This is a genomic window from Shewanella sp. 0m-8, from assembly GCF_052977265.1.
Window position 1 is genome coordinate 57,067 of the sequence record NZ_JBRIMB010000006.1, and the last position, 12,950, is coordinate 70,016.

General features: G+C 45.0%; 11 protein-coding genes. 5 read left to right on the plus strand and 6 right to left on the minus strand.

The features are described from left to right. Nucleotides 1-82 precede the first annotated feature (82 nt). The 3 genes from ACVBIO_RS04440 to ACVBIO_RS04450 all read left to right on the plus strand — a co-directional run bounded on the left by ACVBIO_RS04440 (nt 83) and on the right by ACVBIO_RS04450 (nt 3,003). Nucleotides 83-1,435 carry a Na+/H+ antiporter NhaC family protein gene (locus ACVBIO_RS04440; RefSeq protein ID WP_447160925.1) on the plus strand — a complete coding sequence of 451 codons (1,353 nt, stop codon included), beginning with the start codon at nt 83-85 and terminating at the stop codon, nt 1,433-1,435. A 108-nt stretch (nt 1,436-1,543) separates the two neighbouring features. Beyond that, on the plus strand, nt 1,544-2,260 hold the full coding sequence (locus ACVBIO_RS04445; RefSeq protein WP_447160924.1) for a DUF998 domain-containing protein: 717 nt from the start codon (nt 1,544-1,546) through the stop codon (nt 2,258-2,260). Between the two features lie 8 nt (nt 2,261-2,268). Then, nucleotides 2,269-3,003: an RNA pseudouridine synthase gene (locus ACVBIO_RS04450; protein WP_447172074.1), complete on the plus strand. Its 735-nt coding sequence runs from the start codon at nt 2,269-2,271 to the stop codon at nt 3,001-3,003. A 251-nt stretch (nt 3,004-3,254) separates the two neighbouring features. Here the strand turns inward: ACVBIO_RS04450 and ACVBIO_RS04455 are convergent, their stop codons facing one another. Together ACVBIO_RS04455 and ACVBIO_RS04460 are read right to left on the minus strand one after the other, a co-directional pair. Next, nucleotides 3,255-5,411, minus strand: a complete 2,157-nt coding sequence (locus tag ACVBIO_RS04455; protein ID WP_447172075.1) for a S46 family peptidase — start codon at nt 5,409-5,411, stop codon at nt 3,255-3,257. 259 nt (nt 5,412-5,670) lie between these two features. Then, the gene (locus ACVBIO_RS04460; RefSeq protein ID WP_447160917.1) at nt 5,671-6,870 is read right to left on the minus strand and encodes an amino acid permease; all 1,200 of its coding nucleotides are present in this window, start codon (nt 6,868-6,870) and stop codon (nt 5,671-5,673) included. Nucleotides 6,871-7,353: 483 nt separating this feature from the next. Here ACVBIO_RS04460 and ACVBIO_RS04465 point away from each other — a divergent pair, with 483 nt between their 5' ends. Both ACVBIO_RS04465 and ACVBIO_RS04470 read left to right on the plus strand, forming a co-directional pair. Continuing rightward, complete coding sequence (locus tag ACVBIO_RS04465; protein WP_447164939.1) at nt 7,354-7,512, plus strand: hypothetical protein; 159 nt, start codon at nt 7,354-7,356, stop codon at nt 7,510-7,512. A gap of 28 nt (nt 7,513-7,540) precedes the next feature. Next, nucleotides 7,541-8,095 carry a TMEM165/GDT1 family protein gene (locus tag ACVBIO_RS04470; RefSeq protein WP_447160916.1) on the plus strand — a complete coding sequence of 185 codons (555 nt, stop codon included), beginning with the start codon at nt 7,541-7,543 and terminating at the stop codon, nt 8,093-8,095. Nucleotides 8,096-8,701: 606 nt separating this feature from the next. On the opposite strand, the gene katB is transcribed toward ACVBIO_RS04470, so the two are convergent. The 4 genes from katB to deoD form a co-directional block, all read right to left on the minus strand. After that, nucleotides 8,702-10,168, minus strand: coding sequence for a catalase KatB (gene katB, locus ACVBIO_RS04475; protein ID WP_447172076.1), 1,467 nt, complete (start codon nt 10,166-10,168; stop codon nt 8,702-8,704). 546 nt (nt 10,169-10,714) lie between these two features. Next, nucleotides 10,715-10,969, minus strand: a complete 255-nt coding sequence (locus ACVBIO_RS04480) for a YgjV family protein (protein WP_447172077.1) — start codon at nt 10,967-10,969, stop codon at nt 10,715-10,717. 382 nt (nt 10,970-11,351) lie between these two features. Next, nucleotides 11,352-11,789 (minus strand): PaaI family thioesterase, encoded by a 438-nt coding sequence (locus ACVBIO_RS04485; protein WP_447169987.1) that lies wholly within the window; start codon nt 11,787-11,789, stop codon nt 11,352-11,354. Between the two features lie 381 nt (nt 11,790-12,170). Then, nucleotides 12,171-12,881 carry a purine-nucleoside phosphorylase gene (gene deoD, locus ACVBIO_RS04490; RefSeq protein ID WP_447160912.1) on the minus strand — a complete coding sequence of 237 codons (711 nt, stop codon included), beginning with the start codon at nt 12,879-12,881 and terminating at the stop codon, nt 12,171-12,173. Between the last annotated feature and the right edge of the window lie 69 nt (nt 12,882-12,950).

Below are 12,950 nucleotides of genomic sequence, written 5' to 3' on the forward strand. Positions count from 1 at the left end.
AACACTAATGACGAGTCTGTTCCAGCTAGGAGGGCGATGGGAACAATGGTTCAAAGACTGATTGAAGATAAGAGAGATAACATTGACGACTTCCAGTAATGCCCCACAAGCCCAAAACACCGCTGCGGCCACGGCCCCATCATTTTTAGCCCTTACGCCGCTATTTTTGTTTTTAGCGCTATTTATTGGTGCTGGCGTTTACTTTCAAAGCCAAGGCGTAGATTTTGCGTTTTATCAGCTACCCAGCGTAGTGGCAATTTTACCGGCCATTATCTTTGCCATTTTGATTTCAAAGCAAAAGCTTAATCAAACGATTGAAACCTTTATCGCAGGCATCGGTCACTCAAATATCATTGCCATGTGTATGATTTATTTGTTAGCAGGTGCCTTTGCCGCAGTCGCTAAAGCAACCGGTGGTGTTGATGCCACTGTCGCCTTAGGTCTGTCTCTAGTGCCATCTAACTTATTACTACCTGGCTTTTTCGTGATAGCGGCATTTATCGCAACAGCCATGGGTACCTCGATGGGCACCATCGCAGCAGTAGCCCCTATTGCACTTGGCGTCGCTAACGAAGCGCAAATTGACTTAGCCATTATGGCTGGCGCGGTGATCTCTGGCGCACTATTTGGTGACAACTTATCTATTATCTCTGACACCACGATTGCAGCCACTCGTACTCAGGGCTGTCATATGAAAGATAAATTTAAAGAAAACCTTATCTTCGCTATTCCGGCTTCTATCATCACTTTAGTGATATTTACTCTTGCCGGACAAGGTCAAGCTGAGGTTGCACCGCAAGATGTCGACTTCATCAAAGTCATCCCATATCTAACCATTTTGTTTTTAGCCGTTGCTGGTGTAAACGTATTTGTTGTACTCACAATCGGTATCTTACTCGCAGGTATTACTGGCATAACCACCATGGATTACGGCGTGATCCAGTTCGGCCAAGATATCTATGCAGGCTTTGGTAGCATGCAAGAGATCTTCATTTTGTCTATGTTAGTGGGCGGTTTAGCCGCACTAATGCAGCAGCAAGGTGGCTTAGCTTTTGTTAGCCAACAAATTGAAAAGCTGATCGGTCGTTTCTCTAAAGCTAAGGGCGAAGCATCATGCCGCGCATCAGAGCTGGGGATAGCTGCTATCGTGGCAACCACTAACACTTGTGTGGCTAATAACACGGTATCGATTGTAGTTACAGGCGATATTGCTAAAGATCTCGCGCAGAAGCATGGCGTAACACCAAAGCGCGCCGCCAGTATTCTCGATATATTTTCATGTATCATTCAAGGGCTTATCCCATACGGTGCACAGGCGCTATTAGTGGCTTCAACCTTTAGCCTATCTCCGCTAGATGTTGTCACTCACGCCTGGTACTGCATGATCTTAGCTGTGGTAGCAATTGCGATAGTCATCTTGCGTAAACGTCATTAATCAGGCAGTTTAAAGATAGGGTCAGGAAGACCCTATTCTATTAATCAAGGAGTACATGTAGATGTGCTCCTTTTTTATTGTTCGAAAATAACAATAAGCCGGGATCACATGGACGATAAATTACAAGAACAATCAATGCAGTACGACCTTCACCGCCTAGTGGTAGTGATGATTTTTATTGGCGCATCAATTGCGGCAGCAGGCGTCTCTTTATCCGTCTGGTTTGAATATCAAAATATCGGCTTCGATGTATTAAACCGCCGCGCAGACTTTCTCGGTGATTACACCGCCACCCGTTACGCCTTTATTTACAATATGTCCTTAATGATCGCTGGACTGTGCATTTTACTGTCGATGCTAGGGTTATACTTACTTCGCCTTGGTTACTTTAGTCACTATTTGTCGCTTATTGGGGCCGTCGTGGGCTTTGCCATTATTTTAATGGGCGTATTTCCGATTAATTATCTTGAGCTACATAGATTAGTATCCACTTGCTATCTGCTTGGCACCGTGTTGATGTTTTTCCTCTGTATTAGCGATAAATTTAACCGCCATTCTATTTGTAGCTGGCCAGTGTTTTTTTTCAGCGTACTGGGATTTATCGCCGCATCAGCGCTAGTGTTTCAGCTTAACTGGCGCACGTTAGACTTTGATCCCTGTATCAATCACAATATCAAACTGCATTTTTGTTGGCCCGCCATTACCATGTGGTGCCTGATCAATATCGTCATGCTTTGGTGCCTTGCATTCGCGTGGAGCATACGTAAAATTGCAATTAATAATTACCTCGAACTGTCACAGCGTTATCTAGCTGGAGAGCATTAAGCCCATCCATGAGACTTGCAAAATACCTTGCCTTAACCGGCTGTTGTTCCCGCCGCGCCGCGACCCGCTTGATAAGAGACGGACAAGTTAGTATTAATGACCGCCTTGCTAACCATGTTGATAGTGTCACGATTATTGATACTGCAGATGGCCAGCAATGTTTAGAGCAGATTTATGTAAACCAAGAGCTTGTTCGCGCCGTTGAAGCTAAAGCGTATTGGTTATTTAATAAAGCCGTTGGCACCGACAGTCGCCTACTGCCAGACCTGCCCAACAGCCTATTGCATCTGTTGCCTGCGTCACCCCGCCTCTACCCTATCGGCCGTCTCGATAAAGACAGCCGCGGCCTACTGATATTAACCAACGATGGCGAGCTCACTCACCAGTTAATGCACCCCGATTTCGGTCATGCTAAGACTTACCATGTGCAAGTTGACCGCGATTTTGATGATGCTTTTCTTGCAAGCATGGCCGCTGGGGTGAGTTATAAAGATGTCACCACTTTGCCGTGTGTGATGCGTCGTTTGGACTCTGATAAGTACCAGATTACTTTAACTCAGGGGTTAAACCGTCAAATTCGGCGTATGTCTCAGGCGTTGGGGTTTAAGGTTATCGACCTTAAACGGGTATCGATTCAAAGTTTGCAGCTTGGGAATTTGCCAGAGGGTTCTATGCGACCTCTGAGTTCCGTTGAATTAGCTGAACTGTTGGGTTCTGTTGCTTGCCCAGAAAGCAGCGTTTGACTTAGCCTTACCGGCTAGGGGATTAAGTTAGACTGCGTCTAACCAGTTCTGTTGAAGGCAATCAAGCTGCGCTTGATAAAAGTCGTGGCCTTGCCACATATCAGGCTACGCCGACCTTTAAGTTAGACTGCGTCTAACAACTAAAGTCGTGAGCATGAAACTCAACCCAAACCACAAGATCAAAAAAGCCGAAACACTTTCATGTTTCGGCTTTTGCATCCAAAAGACCTATCTAACCTTGGTCTATAAGGTTAATTAACAATTTCCATCTCTTCTAGCAGGTTATCTGCATTATCCAGATACTTCATCACCCAAAGCATATAACGGCTATCAACCTGGATAGAACGGTTAGTCTGTGGATCGTAACCCCAATCACCGATAATACTCTCGTATACGCCGTCAAACAGCAGCCCCACTAGCTCAGCACGGCCATTTAAGGTTGGTGAACCTGAGTTACCACCTGTGGTATCAAGCGTCGATAGGAAGTTAACTGGTACTGAGTCTAGTGATTTTACATAGTAATCACCGTACTGCTTGTTAGCGATAAGCTCTAACTGCTTAGCTGGTGCGTTAAATGGCTCTACACCTGTGTCTTTCGCCAAGATACCTTCAAGGCGAGTAAACGGCACCGCTTTAAGCCCATCTTCTGGTGAGTACCCTTTCACATGACCAACAGTAACACGTAGGCTTGAGTTGGCATCGGCGTAAACCGGCTTACCTTGCTCAAGGTTATAGGCGATGATGGCGTCCATATACATAGGGCGCACCTTCATTAGCTCACCTGCTAACTGCTTCTTGTCATTTTCACGCTGCATACGCTCATCGAACGTGGCTACTGCGTACTGAATGAACGGGTCATTTGATTGCTTGAAATCAGCAACTGATTTGTCCATCCACGCTAAACGAGTGTCTTTGTCTGAAAGCTGGGTATCGGCATACATCTTATCCAGCGTTTTATTTAGCTCGGCCGCGTTAAAGTTGTTAGTAATACCAAACGCTTTATCAAATGCTGGTAGGCGCTGATCTTGTGGCAGCGCTGCGTAACGGGTTATGAGATCCGCTAGCATGGCTTTATCAACACTGGCTGCATAGCGGCGCTCAATGCGCTCCATGCCAGAGGTAAAACGGGTCATATCGCGGTCTTGGAAACCTGGCTCACGTTGCATATCTGGCAATGTTTTTTCATTCGCTAGACGATACAAACGGTTAGCTGTACTCAGCATGGTGCTGTAACCCATGTAGCTCAGCAGTAAATCACGTTCTTGGCCTTGTTGGCTCTTAGCGATTAACTTATCAAGCTCAGCCAGTACTTTGCCGTATTGCTGCTCACGCTTCTTGTCCGCTTTAATCCAGTTAGCTAACTCTTGCTCTAAGCCTTTACGGTCGTCAAGCATGGGCGATTTGCCGTAGAACTCGATCATCGAGGTAAAGTTTTTAGCATAATTTGCTAGGCCTGCAATTGAGCTTTCATACTTAATGCGCTCATCACTGCCTTCTGGCGCAGTTTCTTTGATGATTGCAATTAAGCGTTCACGTAAGACTTTACCTTCTGGATATGCCCACTCAAATTGATTTTCAACTTCGTTGGCGGTGCGGTAACGGTTGGTACGCCCTGGGTAGCCCGCGACCATCACAAAATCACCTTCGCTCACGCCTTTAGCCGACACTTTCAAGAAGCTCTTTGGCTCGTATGGCACGTTGTCTTTGCTGAAATCTGCAGGCTTGCCGTCTTTAGAGACATACGCGCGGTAGAATGAGTAATCACCTGTGTGACGTGGCCACATCCAGTTATCAACGTCGCCGCCGTACTTACCAACGCTAGCGGCTGGGTTATACACTAAGCGCACATCGCGAATTTCTAGCTGCTTAACGAGGTAATACTCAAGGCCGCCGTGAAAGCTATAAACTTTACAGCGGTAGCCGTCTTCTTTTTCACACTCGGCGACTAAGCCTTTTTCTTTCTGCTCAATGCCTTTGTAAAATGCATTACCGGTTTCGCCCTCAAGGCCTTTTTTCACCTTGTCGGTCACGTTAGTAACACTTTCAGTCACGAAAATGCGTGAGCCCGGTGTTGCAGCAAGCTCTTCGCCAAACGACTTAGCTAAAAAGCCATCGCGTAGCAGGTTATTTTCGGGCGTTGAATTGTACTGGATTGAGCCGTAAGCACAGTGGTGGTTAGTCACCACTAGGCCTTTTGGTGATACAAATGATGCCGTACAGCCACCTAGGCTGATCACGGCATTCATAGGAAATTCGGTCAATTTTGAAATCGAATTAACGTCGATTTCTAATCCCTTCGCTTTCAGTTCATCTGCCATGGCAGGAAGTTGATGAGGCTGCCACATACCTTCGTCAGCTACGGCACCAAAAGAGGTGGCGATAGCTGCTGTCAAAAGCCATTTTTTCATTTTATAAGTCCATTTTTATATTATTTTTAAAAGCATTTATTATGAGTATTTTTAAGATTTTTTGTTGATTGCTTGTGCTTCGATAGTCAATTTTGTTGGGCCCGAAAAACAAAAAAGCCGAGCCATTATTTTCATAATCGAGCTCGACTTTATCATAAGATGCTATGTTGATAACAGATTCAGAATTAATCTCTTACAAAGCTGTTACCTAATCTAATTGATATACTTATTTGTCTATAAGTAGATTAATCTTAGCAAATTATAGCGCCACCCATAGCTGGGCTAGAATAATGGTTGCCCCTGCAACCCCAGCTAAAGCAAGTGCCGTGTTACCGCCACACACCTGATAACCGCCTAGGTTCTGCTTACGCTGACGTAGTGCCATCGCTATCGGTAGGAAGATAATCATCACCACTAACGGAATCGCAGCGTAACCAAGCACCTTGTAGAAACCATCTGGATAATAAAGTGCACACAATAGCGGTGGCACAAAGGTCAGCAGCCAGGTTTGTGCGCGGCCAGCTAGGCCTTCTTTAGCGCGAGTGAGTTCGGCAATATAGTCAAACAAGCTCATGGTTACGCCAAGGAATGAGGTCACCAATGCCAGGTTAGCGAATAGATCGATGAACTGCTGCAAAATTGATGATTCAGCCACACCTTGCAGTGCGCTAACCAACATAGGTAATGAGCCGCTAAATTCATACACGGTTTTGCCACCTAAGGTACCAAGTGTCACCAACAGCCACAGGATATAACACACCAATGGAATGGTTGAGCCGATAATCAATACCTTACGCAATGACATCGCGTCACCATCTAAGTAGCGCACAATCGTGGCAATACACACATGAAAACCAAATGAGGTGAATACAATTGGAATTGCCGCTAACCACAGGTTGGTTAAGTCACCACTACTAACCATGCCTTCAGTCGAGTTGCGCATCAGTAGGCTCATATCCACTTCTGGTAGCAAGTAAGCGACCACAATCACAAGTAATGCGATCATTGAGGTAAACAGTACCCGTGAAACTTTATCAATCCAGCGCACACCAACCGCAATCAAACCACCGAAAATAGCGGTAAATATCAATACAGCAAGCTGGTTGTCCATCTTCATACCAACCAAGTCCATCTTAGACTCAAGCAGCGATGAGCCGCCCATCAGATACACCATGGTTAAGGCGAATAATAAACTTAAGAATGACGCTCCCTGAAAAATCTGCCCCACTCGGCCTAATGTTTTGCCGGTAATAGAGTGCATATTAAGACCCACACCCGTGCGCAGGTTAATTTCAAGCATCAATAGAGAGGTATAGATTGATACGCCCCAGATGGCGATGAGTAAAAGCAGTGCGGGAAGTGTACCAAGTGAAGCTGTTGCCAGAGGCAGGGCTAACATGCCGCCACCGATTGCAGTTCCGGCGACAATGGCAACTGAGCCAAGTATTTTTGAGTTCACAAAATTGTCCTGTTAAATTTTATAATTTATTTTTGTAGGTCAGATTTAGAACGACTTTGAGGGAGAGGATTTTGCAAGTTAACAATAACATTAACAGCCCCCAATCGAATCTGGTCATCATCGACCTTGCGATTCCAATTGGCCCCAACGGCTAGTTAAATAATACGTGTATTCACCTTATCAACATAGCCACTGAGGCTGGATAAATCGTGGAAAATACAGTGTGAATTGCTTCATTACGGCTCTACTCTAAAATTGACTGAGTTGACATTACCAGCTGCGTCCCTTGCTAGCAAGCCATCTAAGCCACTAAAAACCAACTTGGCACGAGTTATTAACTTGCACACAAAACTTAAGCAACACTAGGCTGACCCGCTGCTGATTTTCACAAAAATATAGGCTATTTCCACGCCAACGGCGTTGAAAAATACAACGCAATCGCTATAATGCCGCCTCCGCTTCAGGGGAGTAGCTATCAGTAGAATGACTCACAATGATTTAAGTCTTCTACTGAGTATGTATCAACATAATTGGCCAGATGCCATGGTACATACAGCAGCTCAATGTGCACTAGCCGTTGAGTTTGCCCAGCAAGACCTGAGCACCGCACCTCTTAATTTGGGGAAGAGTTGCTGTGCTTAGAATTGCTATCCCCATATAGGAATACCTCTTGGAAGCACTGCTCGCATCAACATTCACTGTTGCTATTGCTGAAATCGGCGATAAGACGCAACTACTCGCGCTAATTTTAGCCGCACGCTTTAAAAACAAAACTGCCATTATTCTGGGTATTTTTCTATCGACGCTGGTCAATCATTTTGCTGCAGCTTGGCTCGGTCAATGGGCCATATCCTGGATAAGCCCTGAAGTAGGACGCTATCTTGTTGCCGCATCCTTTTTTGCTATCGCCCTGTGGGTACTCATTCCCGATAAAGTCGATGCCGAAGAGAGCCGCTTTTATGCGATGGGGCCGTTCCTCGCCACCTTTGTGCTGTTTTTCATTGCCGAAATGGGCGATAAAACCCAAATCGCCACCGTTGTGTTATCGGCTAAGTATGACGCCTTAGCCATGGTTGTGATGGGAACCACTTTGGGCATGCTGATTGCCAATGTGCCCGTTGTCATCGCTGGGCACTTCAGCGCAGAGAAATTACCGTTAAATTGGATCCACCGCGGCTGCGCCGTCTTGTTTGCGTTACTTGGTGTCGTGACCTTAGTATTTTAGGAAGTTAAAGCTAAGACGGTTCTAGGCTCTAGGCTCTAGGTTCTAGGCTCTAGGCTCTAGGTTCTAGGTTCTAGGTTCTAGGTTCTAGGTTCTAGGTCCTAGGTCCTAGGTTCTAGGCTCTAGCCTCTAGCCTCTAGCCTCTAGGCTCTAGCCTCTAGGCTCTAGCCTCTAGGCTCTAGCCTCTAGGCTCTAGGCTCTAGCCTCTAGCCTCTAGCCTCTAGCCTCTAGCCTCTAGCCTCTAGGTTCTAGGTTCTAGGTCCTAGGTTCAAGGAAAAGCTATAGCAAATCATCATTTTAGGTCGGCATTTATGCCGTCAAATTTATTAGCATGATTAAGGCTATATAAACTGATGGGCTAAAGCCCAACCTACGTTGAGAAACGCAATGCCATCTTTTGATGGTATAGCAGGGCGAAGTCCGCTCTCGCCGCAAAGCGACCTAGCAACGAGCTTGCGAGTGCTCTAGGCTTTTTAGCTTCTATCAAAACAAAAAAGGCAAAACAGTATCTGCTGTCTTGCCTTTAACTTTATGCTTGTTCAGTCCTTAGGATCTTTCTTAGCTTTTCCTAGAACCTAGGGCCTGCTTTTTCCTAGAACCTTTTCAGCTTTACCCTACTTTCAACGCCGCTTTGACTCGCTGGCCGTAATCGCTATCGGCAGCGCTAAAGTGCTCAACCATCTTAGCTTGCGTTGCTTCATTCACTACACTCAAGCTGCCGACGATGTTAGCAATCAATCGCGCTTTTTCATCTTCAGGTAGAAGACGGTATAAGTCGCCCGCTTGGCTAAAGTCATCTTGGTCATAACGGCTATAGCGGTCTGCTTCACCGTCTAAACGCAGTGGTGGCTCGGCAAATTGTGCTTGGTCTTGCAGACCGTTATTGCTATTTGGACCATAGTTGCTGCTCGCATCACCACCAGTCTGACCACCAGAGAATGGGCATTGTGTGCCGGCCATTGCGCCAGCGCGTTGGTGATGGTTTGCCGTCGTTGCATGTGGGCAGTTAACCGGTAGCTGGTTATAGTTAGCGCCTATGCGGTAACGCTGGGCATCAGCATAAGCAAACAAACGTGCTTGTAACATCTTATCTGGTGAGGCGCCCACACCTGGGACTAAGTTACTTGGTGCTAGCGCCACTTGCTCAACTTCAGCAAAGTAGTTTTGCGGCATACGGTTAAGCTCAAGCTCACCAATTTCAATCAGTGGATAATCGGTATGCGACCATACTTTAGTCAAATCGAACGGGTTGATCTTATAAGTATTCGCCTCAGCTTCTGGCATGATCTGTACTTTTACCGCCCACTTAGGGAAGTTACCATCATTAATTGCAGCAAGCATATCGCGCTGCGATGAATCAGGATCGATACCTTTAAGAATATCTGCCTGCTCCGCCGTTAAGTTCGCGATGCCCTGCTTAGTCTTAAAGTGGAATTTAACCCAGAAACGCTCACCCGCTGCATTCCAAAAAGAGAATGTATGCGAACCATAGCCGTGCATTTGACGGTAGTTAGCTGGAATTCCACGGTCTGACATTAAGATTGTCACCTGATGCATAGCTTCAGGGTTTAGCGCCCAGAAGTCCCACATCGCATGGGGATCTTTAAGGTTTGTTTGTGGGTTACGCTTTTGAGTATGGATAAAATCTGGGAACTTAATACCATCACGCAAGAAGAACGTTGGCGTGTTATTACCTACGATATCGTGATTACCACGCTCGGTATAAAAACGTAAACCAAAGCCGCGAGGATCACGTTCTGCATCAGCAGATCCCATCTCACCACCTACCGTTGAAAAACGTACAAAGGTTTCAGTCTGCTTGCCCACACCATTGAAGTGGTCTGCTAGCGTAAATTCACTCATGTCTCGAGTCAGCGTAAATGTACCATAAACCCCAGTCCCTTTTGCATGCACGATACGCTCTGGAATACGCTCACGGTTGAAGTGTGCAAGCTTCTCAATTAGATGCCAATCTTGAAGTAGCAGCGGACCACGCTCTCCTGCTGATAGTGAGTTTTGGTCATCACTAATAGGTGCGCCGTTTTGTGCAGTAAGAACTCGATTTTGCTGACTCATAAAGTATTCCTTAATCTTGGCTGGACTCGAGCCAAGTTTCAATTAAATCAAATAGTGTGGCCATGGTTTATCCCCAATTTGCAATGTGCGATACGCTATGGCGATATGGCATGGATGCCGTATGTCGATGAACAGATAATAGGCTCACAACCAAAAACATTAAAACGATTAAAATAGATAACCTTAAATCAAATAACAGATTAAGAGGTGGGTAGCTAAAACAATATAAATGGAAAAATTAAGACAGGAGTAAACTGCAACTGAATTAAGGCGTTGCAGAGTAATGTTGAAAATGAATAACAACATTGATACTAATCAATAAATGAAATGTTTGAATTTAATCACTACCGGGTAGCAAAGATGTAAGCGTTAAATGCTACCAATGGCGATTTAAGCTGATGAAAAATAGTAGAAGTTGCTTAAATTAAGCGTTTTAACGTGATTTACATTTGTAAAAATGGAGGAAAACAGCTTATTTCCTCCTCAATGAACTGTGTATTAGTGTATCAAAGCTATTTTAAAGCTCTGTAAATTAGAGTTTGTAGACTATAGCTCAGTAGAGTCTTTTATATGTGAATCAACTTTGTACAACTTCACCAAATAATAGGCGTCGATAAGCACAATAAAGAAGTTAACCAATGCCACCGGAATCGCATCAATAGCTAAACCATAGGCTACAAATAACGCCGCTCCGATAAGGTTCCACCAACGAAGCTTTTTGATGTTTGACATCATTAGCGATATCGCGACGACAACCGACGCTAGATAGCCGACCCATTCCCATATTGTTGCGTTATCCATGCGCTATCCTCATTGGTTTTTGTCGAACCAAGTTATGCAGCAAACATAACTTGAATGTGCAATAAGTATGCGCAAAAATCAGCCATTAAAACAGCCCCTAGCCGAATAAAAGTTTAGCGCTTAACCACAGCTGCAGTCATGCGAGTGATCTTGCAATAAGGCATCACTCACTGGCACGGCGTTGAAACAACACCTTTTATAGCGACGACTAAACTGTAGTTTAAAGCCTCTATCCGTTTAGTCTTTAGCGCTTAACCACAGCTGCAGTCATGCGAGTGATCTTGCAATAAAGCATCGCTCACTGGCACGGCGTTGAAACAACACCTTTTATAGCGACGACTAAGCCGTAGTTTAAAGCCTCTGTCCGTTTAGTCTTTAGTCTTTAGCGTTTCACTACAGCTGCAGTCATGCGAGAGATACAGCATAACTCACCGGCACTGTTATGGATTAGCACTTCCCACACTGAGCTACGTTTGCCTAAGTGGATCGCTTTTGCGGTGGCGGTAAGAATGCCATTACGCGAAGCTTTTAAGTGATTGGCGTTAATCTCTTGGCCAACGCAATAATAGTTTTCAAAGTCGACCGCGAAGTTAGCTGCATAACTGGCTACCGTTTCCGCTAGGGCCACGTTCGCCCCACCATGAACTATACCAAGTGGGTTATGTACTGCTGGGGTTGCCGGCATAGTGGCCTTCATATAGTCATCACCGATTTCAGAAATAGTGATCCCCATTGTTTGCATTAGCGTGCCTTTTCCATGCATCCCCGCATCCATTTTCGCGCATACTTCCAAACTGACAGGCTTAAACCAAATCGACATATTGTGCTTCCACTGTTGTTATTAGTTGTTATTAGTTGTTATTAGCTGTTGTTATTAGCTGTTGTTTATACTTATTACTGGGCACAGTCTACTTTGTCAGGCAGGATCTTTAAACCTGTAAGATGAGTGGTTTAAACAGGCATAGAAAGTATTGTCGAGCAGGATGTGTATTTACGATCGGTTGATATGATGTTGGCTTACAGAGTAAGAGTGAAGAGTTAAAGTTGGCCCGCGAGAATACTTAATATTTTTTGTCGATTACGCTAGAAACGTCCAACTTAGTGTGCATAATCGCGGGCCAGAGGGTAAAGAGATAAGCTGTTCTATGTTTCTTTGCTTGTTAGTGATCGCGCAGCCTATCTTGCTAAACTTAATTCTTTATTAAAGAAGATCTTCCACTGCATCTAACGTGAGCTTGATCATATCGTTTAGTGTTTGCTGGCGCTCTTCTGCCGTTAGGTGCAACCCCTGGCGCAGGTGATCAGTTACCGTCATCATAGCCAATGCGTTAGCACCAAATTCAGTGGCAACACCATAAAGACCAGCGGCTTCCATTTCGACACCTAAAATGCCGTACTTTTCCATCAAGTCGTAACGGTTCTCATCACTGCTGTAGAACAGATCAGAAGAGTACAGGTTACCCACGTGGTAGTTAGCACCTAACTTTTCTGCTGAGTCAGCAGCACGCTTTAGCAAGTTAAAATCGGCAATCATAGCAAAATCGGTGTCTGCAAAACGGGTTCTGTTAACCGCAGAGTCAGTACTCGCGCCCATCGCCATCACTACATCCATCAACTTGATTTTGTTACTTACTGCGCCACATGAACCGATACGGATAATGTTTTGAACGCTATATTCGGTGATCAACTCTTTGGCATAGATTGAAATTGATGGAATACCCATACCAGAACCCATTACAGAGATCTTCTTACCTTTGTATTCACCGGTATAACCCAACATATTACGAACGTCAGTCACGAGCACAGCATTGTCTAAAAAGTTGTCAGCAATGTATTTAGCTCGTAGTGGGTCGCCAGGCATTAATACGGTTTTAGCAAATGCGCCATCAGCGGCATTGATATGTGGAGTCATGATACTTTCCTTACTCAAAATTAAATGCTTGCTTGCGCTATTAAACAAGCATTTCTCATTAAAAAACTA

Coding starts and splice junctions, on each gene's coding strand:
- ACVBIO_RS04445 (WP_447160924.1), top strand. CDS start 1,544: ATGGACGATAAATTACAAGAACAATCAATGCAGTACGACCTTCACCGC.
- ACVBIO_RS04465 (WP_447164939.1), top strand. CDS start 7,354: ATGACTCACAATGATTTAAGTCTTCTACTGAGTATGTATCAACATAAT.
- ACVBIO_RS04455 (WP_447172075.1), bottom strand. CDS start 5,411: ATGAAAAAATGGCTTTTGACAGCAGCTATCGCCACCTCTTTTGGTGCC.
- ACVBIO_RS04450 (WP_447172074.1), top strand. CDS start 2,269: ATGAGACTTGCAAAATACCTTGCCTTAACCGGCTGTTGTTCCCGCCGC.
- ACVBIO_RS04485 (WP_447169987.1), bottom strand. CDS start 11,789: ATGTCGATTTGGTTTAAGCCTGTCAGTTTGGAAGTATGCGCGAAAATG.
- katB (WP_447172076.1), bottom strand. CDS start 10,168: ATGAGTCAGCAAAATCGAGTTCTTACTGCACAAAACGGCGCACCTATT.
- ACVBIO_RS04480 (WP_447172077.1), bottom strand. CDS start 10,969: ATGGATAACGCAACAATATGGGAATGGGTCGGCTATCTAGCGTCGGTT.
- deoD (WP_447160912.1), bottom strand. CDS start 12,881: ATGACTCCACATATCAATGCCGCTGATGGCGCATTTGCTAAAACCGTA.